Origin of the sequence: Nonomuraea phyllanthi, from assembly GCF_006334985.2 — a bacterium.
Lineage (GTDB): Bacteria > Actinomycetota > Actinomycetes > Streptosporangiales > Streptosporangiaceae > Nonomuraea > Nonomuraea phyllanthi.
Genome location: NZ_VDLX02000032.1, coordinates 1 through 17,013, shown reverse-complemented (window position 1 = coordinate 17,013; position 17,013 = coordinate 1). Strand labels below are relative to the sequence as shown.

The window sequence follows — 17,013 nt, the reverse complement described above, 5'->3', positions numbered from 1 at the left end:
GGCGTGCTCTACTACGCCTTCTCCGTCTTCCTCGCCCCCATGGCCCGCGAGCTGCACGCCTCCAACGCCCAGATCGCCGCGGCGCTCACCCTGTCCATTCTGATCGCCGCGTTGTGCGCGCCGCCGGTCGGCCGCCTGCTGGACGCTCGTGGCGGTCGCGCCCTGATGACCGCCGGGTCGCTGCTGGGCACCGTGGCAGTGCTGGCCTGGTCGCGGGTGGAGAGCCTGCCGCAGTTGTACGCGGTGTTCGCGCTCGTCGGCGTCGCCTGCTCCCTGGTGCTGTACGAGGCGGCGTTCGCGGTCATCGTCTCCCTGTTTGCCGGCAACGAGCGCGGCCGGGCGAACGGGCTGCTGGCACTGACCATCGTGGCCGGGTTCGCCTCCTCGATCTTCCTGCCGCTGACCGGCCTGCTGGTCGACCGGCACGGCTGGCGTACGGCACTGGTGATCCTGGCCCTGATCTACGGCCTGGCGGCGATCCCCCTGCATGCCCTCGTACTGCGTCGGCGCGCCCGCACGGCCAGCACGGTGGCGTCCGCCGCGGCACAGGAGCGGGCCGCCATCGTCAAGGCGGCCACCCGCGCCCGGCCGTTCTGGCTGCTGGTGATCGCCTTCACCGCCAGCGGCGGTGCGGTCGCCACCGTGGCGGTCCTGCTCATCACCTACCTGATCCACCTGGGTCACCCGCCCGTGCTGGCCGCCACGCTGGCCGGGCTGCTGGGCGTGCTGTCGGTGACCGGGCGGCTGATCACCACCGGCCTGCAGACCCGGCTGCCCGCCGCCCTCATCGCCGCCGCCATCTTCGCCCTGCAAGGCGTGGCCGCTCTGCTGCTGCCGCTGATCGGCCGCAGCGTGGCGGGCGCGATCGGTGCGGTGCTGCTGTTCGGGCTCGGCTTCGGCATCGCCTCGATCACCCTGCCGCACCTGCTGGTCGGCCGCTACGGCACCGCTGCCTACGCCTCCCTGGCTGGCCGCATCGCCGTCTTCTCCGTCGCGGACAAGGCGCTGGCTCCACTCGGCGCGGTCGCGCTCGCCCAGGCCGCCGGGTACGGCTGGGTGATGGGCGCGGTGGCCGCCGCTTGCGCCCTGTCGGCGTTCGCGCTGCTGGCCTATCACCGCCTACAATTTAGACAGCCGTCGAATTAAGGAGTCGCGTCATGGCCGCCCTCGCGAACACCCAGTGCTGCGCGCCCATCGCCCGCGAACCGCTGGCCGAGGCCGATGCCGCCGAGCTCGCCACGCTGCTCAAGGCCGTCGCCGACCCGGTACGGCTGCGCCTGCTGTCGATGATCGGCTCCCACGCCGGCGGCGAGGCGTGCGTGTGCGATCTGACCGGCACCTTTGATCTGTCCGCGCCCACCATCTCCCATCACCTCAAGGTGCTGCGCACGGCGGGGCTGATCGACGGGGAGCGGCACGGCACCTGGGTCTACTACCGCATCATCCCCGAGGCGGTGAACCAGCTCGGCGCCCTGTTCACCCCGCTCATGGAATCTTCTCCTGGGTCCGCTCCCCAGCCTGCGGCGGGACGCACTGAGCTGGAGCTGCTGCCCGCATGACGGCCGCCCCCCGGCCCGTCGACGTCCTGGTGATCGGCGGCGGGCAGGCGGGCCTGGCCGCCGGCTACTACCTGCGCCGCGCGAAGGCCGACTTCGTCATCCTCGACGCCCAGGACAGCGCCGGCGGCGCCTGGCGGCACACCTGGGACAGCCTGCGCCTGTTCTCACCCGCTCAGTACAGTTCGCTGCCCGGCCGCATGATGCCCATCCCGCCCGGCGGCGGCTACCCGAGCGCCGCTGAGGTCGTCGCCTACCTGGCCGACTACGAACGCCGCTACGAGCTGCCCGTGCTGCGCCCGGTGACGGTGCACGCGGTGCGGCGCGGTGATGGTCACCTCCTGGTCGAGACCGATCACGGCGCCTGGCAGGCCAAGGCCGTGATCAGTGCGACCGGCACCTGGTGGCGCCCATACATCCCGCACTATCCCGGCCTGCGCGACTTCGGCGGCGAGCACCTGCACACCGCCGGCTATCGCGGCCCGGAACCGTTGCGCGGCAAGCGCGTGGTCATCGTCGGCGGCGGCAACTCCGCCGCCCAACTGCTGGCCGAGCTGTCCACGCTCGCCGACGTCACCTGGGTGACCCAGCGACCGCCACGCCTGCTGCCGGACGACATCGACGGCCGCGCCCTGTTCGATCTGGCCACCCGCCGCCACCGCGCCGCCCAGGCGGGCGAGCAGACCGAGGGCATCGCCGACCTGGGCGACATCGTCGCCGTCCCACCGGTGCGCGAGGCCCGCGACCGCGGCGCGCTCAAGGCCGAACCCATGTTCACCCGCATCACCCCGCATGGCGTCGCCTGGGCCGACGGCAGCGCGCTGGCCTGCGACGTGATCCTGTGGTGCACCGGCTTCCGGCCCACCCTGGGCCACCTCGCACCCCTAGGCCTGCGCGGCCCGGACGGGCTCATCCCCACCCGCGGCACCCAGGCGGTCGGCGAACTGCGCCTGCACCTGCTCGGCTACGGAGACTGGACCGGGCCCGCCTCGGCCACCCTCATCGGCGCAGGCCGCACCGCCCGGCAGCTCGCTGCCGAGATCATCGCCCAGCTGTAGAGAACTCCGCGCGACACCTGGCGAACTCCCGACCACCCTCTAATTAGATTTGCATCTATCTTGACGAATATCGAAACAGCATGAGATTGTGGCGACTGCTTAGATATCCATCTAATTCTTAGGGGGTGGGGTGGGCGATCCCCCCTGCCCGGCAGGGAGACCACGATGACGAACCAGACCAGCGGCGGCTTCCTCGGCGACCTGGACGAGGCCTTCACCCCGCCCGCCGCCGGAGGCTGCTGCGGCTCCCCTTCCTCCGCCAGCGAGCCGTCCGGCGTCGCCGGGCAGGCGGTCACCGAGCCAGCTGCCGCGGCGACGGCCTGCTGCGGCAGCCCGGCCGCCGCCGAGCAGGCCGCCCAGAGCGGTTGCTGCGGCCAGGCCCCGGCTCCGGTCGGCTCCCAGGCCGGATCTCAGGCCAGCGTTCAGGGCGGCTCCGGGTGCTGTGGATGATCAGCACAGCAGCCGGCCTCGGCCAGGGCGGGCCTGATCTGGCCGCCCTGGTGGAGGCGGTGTCGGCCACCCGCATGCACGCTACGGTGCGCGAGTTGGCGGATGACCGCTATGCCGGGCGGCGCGTGGGCTCGCCCGGCGGCCGCGCCGCCGCCTCCTGGCTCGCCGAGCGACTCGGCGACCTGGGCGCCCAGGTGCAGGTGTTGGAGTTCGACGTGGCAGGGGTGCGCGAGCTGTACGCGACGCCCGTGCTCGAATGGAGCGGCGCCGGGCAGACGCGGCACCTGGAGCACCGCCGCGACTTCGTCGAGCACCTGGCCTCCGCCGAACTGCCACACCCGCGCACAGCCCTGCTGACCAAGGTCCCCAAGACCGACTCCGGGACCGGCTCGGAGACCGGCTCGGAGACCGGCCTGCGCGGCCGATGGGTGCTGGCCGACGCCACCACCTGGGGACGAGCGTGCGAGCTGGCCGAGGCGCAGAGCGCGGCCGGGGTGCTGACCGTACGCGGCACCGACGCCGACGGCTGGATGCCGAAGATGATCGCCGGGCCGCCTGCCCGCGCGGTGCCCATCATCGCCGTGCGCCCCGAGGTCCACCGGCATCTGGGCGAAGCCCTGGACAACGGCCTGGTCCAGATGACCGGCTCAATGCCGCTGCGGCAGATCACCACCCGAGGCCGCAACGTCTACGCCCGCTTTCCCCGCACCGAGACCGGCAGCCACCGAGGTGGCGACGGGTCCGTCGGCGGGAACGCGGGGCTGCGGGTAGTGCTGAGCGCGCACTACGACGGCGTCGGCGACGATCCCGACCGGCGCCTGCCTGCGGCGGCGGACAACGCCTCCGGGGTGGCCGCGGTCCTGGAGGCCGCCCGCGTGCTGGCGGCCGCGCCGCCCGGGGCACCGGAGCTGACGGTGGCCTTCCTGGACGCGGAGGAGGCGGGCGCGTGGGGCTCGGTCCACCACGCTGCCGCTCTGCCGCCGGACACGCTCGTGATCAACCTCGACGGTGCCGCGCAGCTGCACGAGGCCGCCGCCGTCGAGGCGGGCGGACCCGCTCACGCGTTGCTGGCCACCCTGGACCGGGCCGCCCGCCTGACCGGCGTGCCGCTGAAGGCGGGCGCGATGGCCTCCGACAACCGCCGCTACGCCGCCGCCGGCCTGGCCTCAATCGGCGTCGGCATGGGCATGCCCGGCTACCAGACTCCGGCCGAAACTCCAGATCGCGTGCAGCCGGACACGCTGCTGGCCGCCGCCCGGCTGCTGGTGGCGACCGTCATGCTGCTCACCACGTAGGAGGACCGCCAGAACGGGGAGACAGCTCCCCTCACCTGGACTATCGAGCCGGCCAAGGCCAGTTCGACGGCAGGCCGCAGAGCTGGCCGGTTCGCGGTCAGGACGATGGTGACGCACGACGGCCGGCGTGCCGCGGGCGCTATCCGGTCGGCGGCACGCCGTCTCGCGCGGCGAGAGCGGCGAGGGCCTCGGCGGCCGATACGGCGGTGATCAATGCTCGGTCGGTGGAGCCAGGCAGCAGGCGGATGCTGTCGCCGGCCTGGGCCGCTGCCGCTTCTGCCGGATCAGCGATCCGCGCGACGAGGTAGGTGACGCACTGGTACATGCCCAGAGGGATCTGGCGGCCGCCCACCCGCGCGTTCAGCTCGTGCAAGATGGCGACGGAGAACTCGCCCTCAGGTGGCGGGCCGGCGTTGGCGGGGATCGGGAAGTCCACTTGCGGCCACGTCGCGTCGACCTGAGCGCCCTGCAGCAGGTGGGCCAACTGGATGATCCCGGCAAGTTCTTCGTTGGAGGTGCGGCTGGGCTCGGGGATCACGATGCGCTGGTAACTGTGGGACTGGATCACCTGCAACGCCTCAAGGACGCGGAGCTGCCGGCGGGCGTGGAGCGCCAGGGAGGACGCCTCAGGCTGCCAGCGGGGCGAGTACGCGGGGCCGCCGCGCACGGCCAGCAGGAGGGCGGTGTCCGGTGCCAGGGCCGCGAGCAGGCGCATCGCCGGCAACACCTGAGCCGGGGTCTTGCCGACCAGATCGTCCAGGTCCACCTGTAGGCGGAAGGTGTCGCGGTCACCGGCGTTGATCAGGAATTGCAGGTGCAGCAGGCCGCCCGAGTCCTGGCCGGCCAGCCAGATGCCGGGGCCGTCCACACCGCGTGAGGCGCGCACCTGCACCAGATCCAGCGCATGCAGCACGGTGCCGTCCGCGGCGACCAGGCGGACCTCCAGATCAGGCCGATCACCGGCCGCACCGGCGGCGACCATGAAGCTCAGCCGGCCGGGGCCCGACTCATCCGGCAGGCCGGGCGGTCCCGAGTTGTGGGTGATCGTGCCATCGATGTCGGCGAAGGGTGCGCCGTAGTGGAGGAACTCCTCCACCGCCTGCCGCTCGGCCGAGTCGACCGGCACCTGCAGCTCCAACGAGCCGGTGATCGGACGCAGGCTGAACGACTCCACCGCTCGCGCCACCAGGCGCATCACCAGGTAGTGCCGCTCGTTGAGCTGCAGGTAGCGCACGAAGGCGGTCAGATCGTCGCCGAGCACGTCCCCGTCCCAGGGCTGCTCGCTCACCCGTCCTTCGCGTACGTCGAAGGAGTAGCGGTAGAACGGATCGACGTCGGTCAAGGCCGCGGCCAGGCCCTCATAGCGCTCGATCGCGGCTGTCAGCAGGCTCTCGGCCGGAACCCGGCCGGGGTCGGGCATGTCTCGCCCGCCCTGTAGCGCCTGCGCCATCAGGTGCTGGATCCGCTCGCCGTCGTCGCCGAAGTAGTAGGCGATCAGCGCCGGGTGGTCGGCCGCCATGCCGTCGAGGTGATCGCGGTCCATCCAGCTGATGCGCAGCCCGCTGCCCGCGGTCAGCCGCTCCAGCCACTCCAGCCGCTCATGGGTGGGATTCCACGGTGTGACCAGCGTCCAGGAGCGGACCGGCAGCGCCGGCAGCGTCTCATCGACGAAGCGCTGCCAGGAGTTCTCCACGTCGGTGACCTGCCGGGAGGTCAGCGGCCGGCAGAAGCGTTTGACCTGGTAAACGTTCGTAGCCATCCGGGTTGGCGATCCGAATGTCAACGCCGCGGTCCCCGCGTGAGGGTGTGATCCGGTTGCCGTGCGGATGCCGGAGCAGCAGCATCGCCGCGCCGAACTCCTCCACCGTCTCACCCGGTAAGCGCTCCCAATTCACCAGCGTCATACAGCACAGCAAACCACCCAGCACCGAAAGTCGCCTTCGGCCCGGACATGACGCAGGCCCCGCCATCTGATCACGGCGGGACCTGCGGCGCAGGATCAGGCCGACACGAGTTCCGCCAGCAGCTTCTCGATACGACGGCGGATGTCATCGCGGATCGGCCGGACGACTTCGATGCCCTGGCCGGCCGGGTCGTCTAGCTTCCAATCCTCGTAGCGCCTGCCGGGGAAGATCGGGCAGGCGTCGCCGCAGCCCATGGTGATGACAACGTCGGAGGCCTGCACGGCGTCGACGGTCAGGACCTTGGGCTGCTCAGCGGTGATGTCGATGCCCACCTCGCGCATCGCCTCGACCGCGACCGGGTTGACCTGATCGGCGGGCGCCGATCCGGCGGAGCGGACCTCGACGCGGTCTCCTGCCAGATGGGTGAGCCAGCCGGCGGCCATCTGGGATCGGCCGGCGTTGTGCACGCAGACGAACAGGACGCTGGGCTTGTCAGGCACGTACGGGCTCCTTGGCAGTGAACGGGGGGCGGCCGGCCAGGCTGACGTAGACCAGGGCGACCAGGACGGGGACCTCGATGAGCGGGCCGACCACGCCGGCCAGGGCCTGGCCGGAGGTGATGCCGAAGACGCCGACCGCGACCGCGATGGCCAGCTCGAAGTTGTTGCCGGCGGCGGTGAAGGCGAGCGTGGTGGTCTTGTCGTACGGCAGGCCGATCGCCTTGCCGGTCAGGAAGCCGCCGCCCCACATGAGGGCGAAGTAGGCCAGTAGCGGCAGCGCGATGCGGGCCACGTCGCCGGGCTGGGAGGTGATGGTGTGGCCTTGCAGGGCGAACAGGATGACGATGGTGAACAGCAGCCCGTACAGGGCGATCTGGCCGATCCGTGGCAGGAAGCGCTGCTCGTACCAGGTACGGCCACGGGCGCGCTCTCCGAGCTTGCGCGAGGCGTAGCCCGCAAGCAGGGGGATGCCGAGGAAGACGAGCACGTAGAAGGCGATGTCGAAAGCCGACACCTCCAGCGCCGACTGGGGCAGGCCGAGCCAGCCGGGCAACACCTGCAGGTAGAACCAGCCCAGCGCGCCGAAGGCGATCACCTGGAAGACGGAGTTGAGCGCGACCAGGACGGCGGCGGCCTCGCGGTGGCCGCAGGCCAGGTCGTTCCAGATGAGCACCATGGCGATGCACCGGGCCAGCCCGACGATGATCAGGCCGGTGCGGTACTCGGGCAGGTCCGGCAGGAAGACCCAGGCCAGCGCGAACATCAGCGCCGGGCCGAGCACCCAGTTGAGCAGCAGCGAGGAGATCAGCAGGCGGCGGTCGCCAGTCACAGTGCCGAGCCGGTCGTAGCGGACCTTGGCCAGCACCGGGTACATCATCAGCAGCAGGCCGAGCGCGATCGGCAGCGAGATCTCCCCGATCTTGACGGCGTCCAGCGCGGCATCCAGGCCAGGCACCAGACGCCCGAGCAGCAGCCCGGCGCCCATGGCCGCGATGATCCACACCGGCAGAAACCGATCCAGTACCGGCAGGGCGCCGATCACGCCGACCGGTGGCGCGGTGGCCTGTGCGCCTTGAGCCGACATCACCGCGGCACCGCCGCTGCAGCGGCCGACGGCGAGCTGACGGGCTCGTCGGCGGGCCCACCGGTGGGCCCACTGGCGGGCAGGGTCAGCAGCGCCGACAGCTCGCCCAGTGTCTCGGGCACCAGCCGGTAGTACACCCAGGAGGCGCGCCGCTCGGAGGTCAGCAGCCCCACCTCCTTGAGCACCTTCAGGTGGTGGCTGATGGTCGGCTGGGACAGCTCGAACGCGTCGGTGACGTCGCACACGCACACCTCGCCCCCCGCGCGGCTGGCCACGATCGACAGGATGCGCAGCCGCACCGGGTCGCCCAGCGCCTTGAAGACCCGCGCCACCCCGGCCGCCTGCTCGGCGTCCAGCGGCTCGCGGGTCAGCGGCGGGCTGCACTCCAAGATCTCCAGCAGTTCCATCCACTACCCTTCCGTATAGACGTCCATCGAAATAGGTGCACGTCTATATTGACATGCGTCTTGCCTGTTGGGAACAGGGAGGATGCTCTCAGCCGGCCGGGACACCGAGGTCGGCCAGCAGGGCGCGGACCCGGCGCTCGATGTCGTCGCGGATCGGGCGGATCTGCTCGACCGTCTTGCCGTCCGGGTCGTCCAGGTCCCAGCCCAGGTAGCGCCTGCCCGGGTAGACCGGGCAGGCGTCGCCGCAGCCCATGGTGACCACCACGTCGGCGGCCTGACGGAACGCTTGAGCAGATCACGCTCGTCTTCCAGCTCGGCGCGTTCCTTCTCCCACGCCGCCTTCTCGCGGGCGTGTTGCTTGGCCAGCTCGGCCTTCTCCCGCCGCAGCCGGGCCAGCTCCTCCTGCTCGGACTCCTTCAGCGTTCCGCTCCCGTTGCCTCCGCCGTTGTACTGCTCGGCGAGCCGATCCATCTGCACCCAATTGTGCAGCGTGTACGGGCTGATCCCCAGATCTCGCGCCACCTGGGCCACGGGCTTGCCGGTCTCCTTGACGATACGCAACGCCCCAGCCCGGAACTCCGGATCAAAGCGCCGCCGCGTGACTGCTGCCACGACCAAACCTCTCCCGGTTCGGTCTCCACGCTACGGGGGGATGCACAGATGGCGACGGTGAGCCGTAGGTTGCCGACCGGGCCTTGCTCCAGGAGATGGAGAACCCGTCCTGCGGGCAGCGGGCGGAGATCGCGTAGAACGGGGGAGACGGGCTCCTTGGTATCCAAGGTACCTCTGGCTATACCCCCAGTGGGGCGTACGCGGGAACGACGGAGAAGCCCGCGACTGGTGTGCTGATCACTGTCCATCAAGCACTCCCCAAGGGAAAACTGAAATGGCAGTGAACAGCCAACCGGCGGCCGGGCAACACAGCAGTGAGACCGGGCTTCGGAGCTTCATCCGCCGCCGTCCGCTGATCAGCTTCTTCGTCCTGGCGAATCTGATGAGCTGGGTCGGCTGGTTGCCCTACATCATTTCGGCGACCGGCCTCGGGGTCGTCGATTTCACCTTCCCCGCGCTGCTCGGCACCACGCAGATCCTCGGTGTTCTCCCCGGCGCCTATCTCGGCCCCATCTTCGCCGCCTATATCGTGACCAGAGTCGCGGACGGCAAGGAAGGCGTCCGTGAGTGGATCCGGCGGATGACCAAATGGCGGGTGAGCTGGGTCTGGTACCTCGGGACCGTTCTCGGCGTTCCCGCCGCCATCATCATCACCGCCATCGCGGTGACCGACGGACAGGCCCAGTTGCCGTCCGTCGCCGCGCTGGTGGCGTACGTGCCCGGCCTGCTGTTTCAGATGGTCACCACCGGTCTGGCGGAAGAGCCCGGCTGGCGTGACTTCGCCCTGCCCCGCATGCAGCGCAGGTTCGGCCCGTTCGGCGCCACGATCATTCTCGGCCCGCTGTGGGGCATCTGGCACCTTCCGCTGTTCCTGAGCGAGTGGGGCGGGTGGCCGGACGTCACCTGGATGAGGGTCGGCGAGTTCATCGCCTTCTCCTGCGCCTTCAGCGTGGTCGTCACCTGGGTGTTCAACCGGACCGGCCAGAGCCTGCCGCTGGTCATGCTCCTGCACGTCAGCGTCAACAACTTCATGTCGATCCCCTTCTCGGACATGTTCCCGTCGGTCGCCACCGCCGCGCATGCGTCGCGGATCACCCTGCTCGCGGGCCTCACTGCGGCAATAGTGGTGCTCATCGCGACCCGTGGCCGTCTGGGCTATCGTCCAGCCGGGGAACCCGCCCTTCGGAACTGAGGGACCGCACGACGAAGACGGGTGAGATACCGGTGCCCAGCCCTCGGCGCAGACGACTTCTACGCGTTTTCGAGATACCGCAGCGCGGCCGCGACGCGCCGGTCGGTGCCGTCGGCCGGCGCCAGGTCGAGCTTGGCGAAGATGCTGCGGATGTGCTTGTGAACCGCTCCGCCGGTGACGAAGAGCCGCTCGGCGATGGCAGCGTTCCCCAGTCCTTCGGCCATGAGGGCCAGCACGTCATGCTCGCGCGGGCTAAGCCGTTCCAGCTTGTTGCCGGGCCGGCTGCGGGTCAGGAGTTGCGCCACCACCTCCGGGTCGATCGCAGTGCCGCCGCCGGCCACCCGGTGCAGCGCGGTCATGAACTCCTGGACCCGCCCAACCCGCTCCTTGAGCAGATATCCCAGGCGTGAGCTGCCGTATGAGAGCAGGTCGGTGGCGAACGCCTGCTCGACGTACGCCGACAGCACGAGCACGGCCAGCCCGGGCAGCCGCCGCCTGGCCTCGACGGCGGCCACGATGCCCTCGTCGGTGTGGGTCGGCGGCATACGTACGTCCACGATGGCGACATCCGGTTCATGGGCGTCGATGGCCGTCAGGAAACCGACGGCATCGGAGGCGGTGGCCACCACGTCGAGCGCCTCGGCACGCAGCAACAGCGTCAGACCCTCACGCAGCAAGGCATCGTCTTCGGCGATCACAATCCGGTAGGGCTTGAACTCATCCAGCTTGCTGGAGCGAGCGAAGGGCGCGGCCAGAAGTTCGTCTGCGCTGGTGGCGTTGGCGTACTTGCGGATGGTGCGAAAGGCCAGGCCGAGTTCGCGGCTGATGGCGTTCAGCGACAGGCCCTTGGCCCTCAGCGCCTGGACCTGGGCATGGCGTTCATGCGTCCGCGCTACCATCGGCCGTTCGTTGTAGGAGTCCAGGGTCTTGGGCCGCTGCATGGGTTCCTGGACGGGTTCGGTGCGGCTGCCGATGTCGTCCATGAGCGTGGTGTCGTGGCCGGGCACTTCCTGCAGGCAGGATCGGTGCGAGCGGATCGTCTTCTCCAGGGCCGTAGCCAGGTTTTGCCACAAATGGAAGCGATCGGCGACTTGCGTGGCCTCGGGAGCGCCCTCACGGGCGCCGTCGGCGTAGGAGCCTGCCCTATCTCGGCAGATCACCTGCACCCCAGGGTGGTCCCTCAGCCACGTGGCCAGGTCATCGGCGGTCCGGCCGTCCAGCAGATCGATAGGACGGTGGGTGTCCATGTCCACCAGAACGGTGCCGTAGGAGTTGCTGTCGGCGTACTGATTGAAGTGCAGAGCCGCGTACAAGTAAACGTGCAGAGATGATCAGCGAGTCTGCCTCTGGCACTGAAGAACGGGCTGCGAATGGTGCTGATCCGAGAACCGTTCGAACGTGGATACCGCGGTCAGGAGGAGCTGACCAGGTCGTGCGCGGCCTTGGCGAAGGCGCGGACCCGAGCGGTGGCGCCGTCGGTCCGCCACAGCAGGCCCCATTGCAGTGGCGGGGCGTCGCTGATGGGGATGTAGGCGACGTCGGGGCGTGCGTAGTAGCGCCTGGCCTGGGCGCCGACGAGGAAGGCGCCGTGGCCGGCGCCGATGAGGGTGAGCATCTCGTTGAACGTCGAGGCCAAGGGGCCGGGGTCGATCGGCCGTCCGGCAGGAGTGGCGCGCGGAGTGCGGTCCTCTCGCAGCGAGATCGGCAGGGTGTCCGGCAGTTGGAGGAGCTTCACCCTGGCGAGATCGTCGAGCGAGACCGACGTACGACGGGCGAACGGATGCTGGGACGGCACGGCGAGCATCCGCATTTCGGACACCAGCACCGGACCGGTGACGATGCCCGGCTCGTCGATGGGGAAGGTGCCCAGCGCAAGGTCGACCTGGCCATCGCGCAGCCAGGGCATCAGGTCGACTATCTGCGCTTCGCGGAGCTGAACATCGCAGTCCGGCAGGCGACGGCGGAACAACTCGGCGGCCCCGGCGAGCAGCTGCCCACCTGCCGCGCCTACGAAGGCCACCCGCAGGGTGCCGGTGAGGCCGCGCCCGGAGTCGATCGCGCGCGCGAACGCCGTAGTGATCTGGTCCCAGGCGGGCCGGACTTCTTCGTACAGCTGCCAGCCAACTGCGGTCAACTCCACCCGGCGGCTGGTGCGGGTGAACAACGGCACGCCAGTTCGGCGCTCCAGCTTGGCGATCGTTTGGCTGATCCGGGCGGTGGACACGCGCAGGCGCTCGGCGGTGCGGCCGAAGTGCAACTCCTCGGCCAGGGTCAAGAACGCCTCCAGCTCGTGGCGCTCCAGCATGTCACCCCCAGATCGTTAACTCCAGCTTCACGATTCTTCCACAGAGTCGCATTGATCTGCCCGTCACTCCCCAACGAAAGTGGAGCACACCAATCGTCACTGTGACCTGCACGGGAGCAAGCATGTACGTCACCGCAGAGCACGCCCTGTCCGCTCCGGCCACCGACGCGAACGCAGTCGTCCAGGAACTACGGGACCGCGCCGAGATCCTCGACGCGCTGTACCGGTTCGGCCTGGGTCAGGACCTGAAGGACAAGGCCCTGTTCGCCTCGGCCTTCGCCGCCGACGCCGAACTGGACTTCCGCCCGGCCGCCGCCAAGTGGGGGGCCAAGCCGCCGCTGATGTCCGGGCGCGACACCATCGTCACCACCATTCTGGCCATGTTCACCGGCCGGGTGGACACCACACACCAGGTCACCAACACGCGGATCACGATCGATGGCGACACCGCCCGGCTCACCGCCCTGGTGGAAGCTCAGCACCTGCTCATCGCCGACTCCACCACACACGCGCTGCTGAAGAACCCCTACGACGTCGACCTGGTCCGCGACGGCGACCGCTGGGTGATCCGTCGGCTTCGCATCGACAACACCTGGTACACCGGCGACCCCACCGCGATCTTCGGCAACTGACGATCCCCTCCCTCCATCCAAGATCGGAAGAAAGATGACCAACAAGGTCAACGACCTGCGCACCATCGTCCGCGGACGGGTTCTGCTTCCCGGAGACGACGGTTTCGACCAGGCCCGGCGCCCCTGGAACCTCGCCGTAGAACAGGCTGTTCCCGCCGTGGTCGAAGCGGCTGACGACGCCGACGTCGCGGCCGTGGTCCGCTTCGCCCGCGCCCGCGCCATGGCCGTCTCGGCCCAGCCCAACGGCCATGGCGCCACCACCGAACTGGACGGCGCCATTCTGCTGCGCACCCGCCGTCTGGATTCCCTCCAGATCGACCCGGCCGCCCGACGCGCCCGCGTCGGCGCGGGCGTGTCCTCGGGCAGCCTTCAGGCCGCCGTGGCGCCGTACGACCTGACCAGCCTGCCCGGCAGTTCCCCGGTCGTCAGCGTCACCGGTGTCGCACTTGGCGGCGGACTGAGCTGGTTCGGCCGCAAGTACGGCTGGATCGCCGACAGCGTCACCGCGTTCGACATCGTCGACGCCGAAGGGCGGCAGCGGCGCATCACCGCCGACATCGACCCCGACCTGTTCTGGGCCATGCGCGGCGGTGGCGGCTCCTTCGCGATCGTCACCGCCCTGGAACTCTCCCTCCACCGCGCGCCGCACCTGTACGGCGGCCGGCTCCTGTGGCCCATCGAGCACGCCCCGGACGTGATGGACGCCTACCGCCAGATCACCACCGCCGCCCCCGACGACCTGACCGTATGGCTGGACCTGCTGCACTTCCCCGGCTCCGGCCCCATGATCGCCGTCGATACCGCCTACCTCGGCCAGGCCGCCGCCGCCCGCGACCTGCTCAGCCCCCTGGACCGCCTGCCCCGCCCCCTCACCGACAGCAGACGGACCATGACGGTCGCCGAACTCGGCACCATCACCGCCGAACCGACCGACCCCAGCGCGGGCTCCTCACGCGCCGAACTGCTCACCCAACTGGACGACACCGCCGCCAAGACCCTGCTGGCCGACCCGATCGCCCCGCTGATGAGTGTGCAGATACGCCACCTGGGCGGCGCGTTCACCCGCCCGTCCGACAGCCCGCACGGCCCAATCACCGAGCCCTACGCGCTCTACCTGTTCGGCGTGCCGGCCGACCCGGCAACCACCGAGGCCATCACCGCCAAACAACGCGCGCTCACCGACGCTCTCCCGGTAAGCGGCCGCAAACCCTTCACCTTTCTCAGTCCCGGCGAATCGGTGGCCGACGCCTTCCCTCCCGCTGCGCTCCGTCGCCTTCGCGACCTCGAACGCCACCACAACCCGCGCAACACCTTCCGCGCCAATTTCCCCATCTCCGGCTGAATGCATCCCCTTTATGCCATCAGACGGCTGCAACGAAATCGCTCCCGACGCCTCTGCACGTTGACGTGTACGTGAGGTGCCTCGCAGATTCCGGACAGTCGGCTACATAAGCTGACGGAAGTCTGGAAGAGGTAGGTACGTGACGAGGCGTCGCAGGCAGTTCTCGCCGGAGTTCAAGGAAGAAGCTGTCCGGATGGTGCTGGAGGGCGAGCGGACGGTCGCGTCGGTGGCGCGGGAGTTCGGGATCAACGCCAGCACGCTGGGCAGTTGGGTGCATCGGCATCGGATCGTGCAGGACGAGGCGAAGCAGCCCATCTCAGGGCCGGAACGGGCCCGGATCCGGGAGCTGGAGCGAGAGAACGCCGAGCTGCGGGAGAAGCTGGCGTTCTTGAAAAAGCAGCCGCCCTCTTCGCGGCCGATCATCGATGATGCTCGCCACGTACGAGCTGATCGACGCGGAGAAGGCGTATCACCCGATCGTGAAGATGCGTGCCTGGATGGGCGTGTCCCGCTCCGGCTACGACGACTGGCGCGAGCGACCGGCCTCGGCCACCGCACAACGCCGGGCCATGCTCGCCGGGCTGGTCGCCGAGATCTTCACCGACTCGCACGAAACCTACGGCTACCGGCGGGTGCACACCGCATTGCTGCGCCGTGGCGAGCACTGCTCGGCCGAACTGGTGCGCACCGTGATGCGTGAACAGGGCCTGACCCCAGCCCAGGTACGGGCGTTCCGGCCGGTCACCACGGTGCAGGGCGACTTTCGCGGCATCCCCGACCTGGTCGGCCGCGACTTCACCGCCGAGCGGCCGGGCACCAAACTGGTCGGCGACATCACCTACGTCCGCACGTGGGAGGGCTTCCTGTATCTGGCCACAGTCATCGACTGCCACAGCAAGGCGGTCCTGGGCTGGGCGATGGCCGATCACTACCGCACCGGCCTGGTCAAGGACGCGATCCGGATGGCCGCCGGTACCGGCCTGCTCCAGCCCGGCGCCGTGTTCCACACCGACCGCGGCTCGAACGACACCAGCGACGATTTCGGCCGCTTCCTGACCAACCTGCAGATCCGCCGCTCGGCCGGCCGCACCGGCATCTGCTACGACAACACGATGGCCGAATCGTTCTTCAGCGCGATCAAGAATGAATGGCTGCACCGCTTCGTCTTCACCACCCGAGCAAAAGCGAAACGGCAGGTCATCCGCTACATCGAAGGGTTCTACAACCGCCGGCGCCTGCACTCCGCGCTGGGCTACCGGCCACCCCTGGAAGTACTCAACGAGTCCCTTTCATCACAAACAGCAGCATAGGCTACGCCCATAAGACAGCCGTCCGGAATCATCGTGGCGCCTCACCGGGAAACGAAGCATCCGCGCCGGACAGCGGTCGCCCAGCTCGCGCTACGCCTGTGATCACCATCTTGCCAGATAACAATCGTTATCCCGCAACCCTTCGGCGGGCGAGGCGTTCAGGCTGGAGCTGTGGATCTTTTCAGACTTCACGGTCACGTCCACGGACGTGGTGTATGAATCGATCTTCGCGTGATCCTGTTTCTGCAGGTTAAGCGGTAAGTGTCTGCGGGAGTGGGTTCGGGGTGGGTGTGTCGCCCGGGATCACGCGGATGCGGGCCTTGGCCAGCACGTCGAGGGCCATGTAGCGGCGGGCTTCGACCCACTCGTCGGTCTGCTCGGCCAGCACGGCACCGATCAGGCGGATGATGGCGGGCCTGTCGGGGAAGATGCCCACCACATCGGTGCGGCGGCGGATCTCTTTGTTCAGCCGTTCCTGGGGATTATTGGACCAGATCTGGGTCCAGATCTCGCGGGGGAAGGCGGCGAAGGCGATCAGGTCTTCGCGGGCGGCGTCCAGATGCTCGGCCGCGGCTGGGTGTTTGGCCTCCAGGGTTTGCACGACCCAGGCGTGCTGGGTGCGCACCGAGGCGGCGTCTGGCTGGTCGAAGATGGTGCGGACCAGGGTGGCCACGAACGGCTGAGAACTCTTGTTCACGCAGGTCAGCAAGTTGCGCAGGTAGTGACTGCGACACCTTGCCAGGCCGCGCCCGCCAGGGTGGCGCCGATCGCAGCGACGAGTCCGGCGTGGCAGTCGGAGATGACCAGTTGCACCCCGGAAAGGCCGCGGGCAACCAGGCCGCGCAGAAACGCCAGCCAGCCCGCGCCGTCTTCGGCGCTGGTGACGTCCATGCCGAGGATCTCGCGCCGGCCGTCGGCGTTGACGCCGGTGGCCACCAGGACGTGCACGTTGATGATCCGGCCGCCCTCACGCACCTTCTGGTTCAGCGCGTCCAGCCAGACGAAGGTGTAGGGGCCGCTGTCGAGCGCGCGGGTGCGGAACGCCTCGACCTGCTCATCCAGCACCTTGGCCATCTGCGAGACCTGGCTCTTGGAGATGTGCTTGATGCCCAGCTGCTCCACCAGCTTGTCCACCCGCCGGGTCGAAACCCCGAGCAGATAGCTGGTCGCGATCACGCTGATCAGCGCCTGCTCGGCCCGCCGCCGACGTTCCAGCAGCCAGTCGGGGAAGTAAGAGCCTGAGGGGCTCCGACTATTCCGGACTCGACCCAAATGAAACTATATCACGCCGCAACCAAATTCCCGAACCATTCCTCCAGCACTTCTGAGGGCGGGCGATATCCTAACCCAGAGTGAAGTCTCCGCC

At 69.3% G+C, this 17,013-nt stretch carries 16 protein-coding genes and 3 pseudogenes; 9 read left to right on the top strand and 10 right to left on the bottom strand.

Features of this window, described 5'->3' with window-relative positions; all coding sequences use genetic code 11:
• Window positions 1–3 precede the first annotated feature (3 nt).
• From FH608_RS48015 to FH608_RS47995, 5 genes are all read left to right on the top strand, one after another.
• The gene (locus FH608_RS48015) at window positions 4–1,146 is read left to right on the top strand and encodes an MFS transporter (protein ID WP_226900543.1); all 1,143 of its coding nucleotides are present in this window, start codon (window positions 4–6) and stop codon (window positions 1,144–1,146) included.
• Between the two features lie 11 nt (window positions 1,147–1,157).
• The gene (locus FH608_RS48010) at window positions 1,158–1,559 is read left to right on the top strand and encodes an ArsR/SmtB family transcription factor (protein WP_139637904.1); all 402 of its coding nucleotides are present in this window, start codon (window positions 1,158–1,160) and stop codon (window positions 1,557–1,559) included.
• Window positions 1,556–2,614, top strand: a complete 1,059-nt coding sequence (locus tag FH608_RS48005) for an ArsO family NAD(P)H-dependent flavin-containing monooxygenase (RefSeq protein WP_139637903.1) — start codon at window positions 1,556–1,558, stop codon at window positions 2,612–2,614. The genes FH608_RS48010 and FH608_RS48005 overlap by 4 nt, the downstream gene beginning before the upstream one ends.
• A gap of 165 nt (window positions 2,615–2,779) precedes the next feature.
• Window positions 2,780–3,064: a hypothetical protein gene (locus FH608_RS48000; protein WP_139637902.1), complete on the top strand. Its 285-nt coding sequence runs from the start codon at window positions 2,780–2,782 to the stop codon at window positions 3,062–3,064.
• Window positions 3,061–4,359: a M28 family metallopeptidase gene (locus FH608_RS47995; RefSeq protein WP_193319051.1), complete on the top strand. Its 1,299-nt coding sequence runs from the start codon at window positions 3,061–3,063 to the stop codon at window positions 4,357–4,359. Before FH608_RS48000 ends, FH608_RS47995 begins: the two co-directional genes overlap by 4 nt.
• A 139-nt stretch (window positions 4,360–4,498) precedes the next feature.
• Here the strand turns inward: FH608_RS47995 and FH608_RS47990 are convergent, their stop codons facing one another.
• The 6 genes and pseudogenes from FH608_RS47990 to FH608_RS54620 form a co-directional block, all read right to left on the bottom strand.
• Window positions 4,499–6,118, bottom strand: coding sequence for a hypothetical protein (locus tag FH608_RS47990; RefSeq protein ID WP_139637900.1), 1,620 nt, complete (start codon window positions 6,116–6,118; stop codon window positions 4,499–4,501).
• Between the two features lie 240 nt (window positions 6,119–6,358).
• Window positions 6,359–6,763, bottom strand: coding sequence for an arsenate reductase ArsC (locus FH608_RS47985; RefSeq protein ID WP_139637899.1), 405 nt, complete (start codon window positions 6,761–6,763; stop codon window positions 6,359–6,361).
• Window positions 6,756–7,847, bottom strand: a complete 1,092-nt coding sequence (gene arsB, locus FH608_RS47980; protein ID WP_139637898.1) for an ACR3 family arsenite efflux transporter — start codon at window positions 7,845–7,847, stop codon at window positions 6,756–6,758. The genes FH608_RS47985 and arsB overlap by 8 nt, the downstream gene beginning before the upstream one ends.
• Complete coding sequence (locus FH608_RS47975) at window positions 7,847–8,254, bottom strand: ArsR/SmtB family transcription factor (RefSeq protein ID WP_226900542.1); 408 nt, start codon at window positions 8,252–8,254, stop codon at window positions 7,847–7,849. The genes arsB and FH608_RS47975 overlap by 1 nt, the downstream gene beginning before the upstream one ends.
• Window positions 8,255–8,342: 88 nt before the next feature.
• Window positions 8,343–8,519, bottom strand: coding sequence for a low molecular weight phosphatase family protein (locus FH608_RS47970; protein ID WP_317135625.1), 177 nt, complete (start codon window positions 8,517–8,519; stop codon window positions 8,343–8,345).
• 122 nt (window positions 8,520–8,641) lie between these two features.
• Window positions 8,642–8,866 (bottom strand): annotated as a pseudogene (locus FH608_RS54620) (transposase); the annotation flags it as partial.
• A 274-nt stretch (window positions 8,867–9,140) separates the two neighbouring features.
• Between FH608_RS54620 and FH608_RS47960 the strand changes: the two are divergent.
• Window positions 9,141–10,058, top strand: coding sequence for a CPBP family intramembrane glutamic endopeptidase (locus FH608_RS47960; RefSeq protein ID WP_139637897.1), 918 nt, complete (start codon window positions 9,141–9,143; stop codon window positions 10,056–10,058).
• 59 nt (window positions 10,059–10,117) lie between these two features.
• On the opposite strand, the gene FH608_RS53565 is transcribed toward FH608_RS47960, so the two are convergent.
• The 3 genes and pseudogenes from FH608_RS53565 to FH608_RS47950 all read right to left on the bottom strand — a co-directional run bounded on the left by FH608_RS53565 (window position 10,118) and on the right by FH608_RS47950 (window position 12,363).
• Entirely contained in the window at window positions 10,118–10,783 is a 666-nt protein-coding gene (locus FH608_RS53565; protein WP_226900551.1) for a response regulator, read from the bottom strand.
• A gap of 294 nt (window positions 10,784–11,077) precedes the next feature.
• Window positions 11,078–11,371 (bottom strand): annotated as a pseudogene (locus FH608_RS53560) (ISL3 family transposase); the annotation flags it as partial.
• Between the two features lie 98 nt (window positions 11,372–11,469).
• Window positions 11,470–12,363, bottom strand: coding sequence for a LysR family transcriptional regulator (locus FH608_RS47950; protein WP_139637895.1), 894 nt, complete (start codon window positions 12,361–12,363; stop codon window positions 11,470–11,472).
• Window positions 12,364–12,485: 122 nt separating this feature from the next.
• Here FH608_RS47950 and FH608_RS47945 point away from each other — a divergent pair, with 122 nt between their 5' ends.
• The 3 genes from FH608_RS47945 to FH608_RS47935 all read left to right on the top strand — a co-directional run bounded on the left by FH608_RS47945 (window position 12,486) and on the right by FH608_RS47935 (window position 15,647).
• The gene (locus tag FH608_RS47945; RefSeq protein WP_139637894.1) at window positions 12,486–12,995 is read left to right on the top strand and encodes a nuclear transport factor 2 family protein; all 510 of its coding nucleotides are present in this window, start codon (window positions 12,486–12,488) and stop codon (window positions 12,993–12,995) included.
• A gap of 34 nt (window positions 12,996–13,029) precedes the next feature.
• On the top strand, window positions 13,030–14,337 hold the full coding sequence (locus tag FH608_RS47940) for an FAD-binding oxidoreductase (RefSeq protein WP_139637893.1): 1,308 nt from the start codon (window positions 13,030–13,032) through the stop codon (window positions 14,335–14,337).
• Window positions 14,338–14,476: 139 nt separating this feature from the next.
• Window positions 14,477–15,647, top strand: a protein-coding gene (locus FH608_RS47935; RefSeq protein ID WP_139637892.1) for an IS3 family transposase whose coding sequence is annotated in 2 segments (ribosomal slippage) — window positions 14,477–14,736 and window positions 14,735–15,647 — 1,173 coding nt in all. Because the reading frame shifts where the segments join, the coding sequence is not laid out codon by codon here.
• Between the two features lie 250 nt (window positions 15,648–15,897).
• Here FH608_RS47935 and FH608_RS47930 read toward each other — a convergent pair.
• Window positions 15,898–16,889 (bottom strand): annotated as a pseudogene (locus tag FH608_RS47930) (IS256 family transposase); the annotation flags it as partial.
• Window positions 16,890–17,013: the final 124 nt, after the last annotated feature.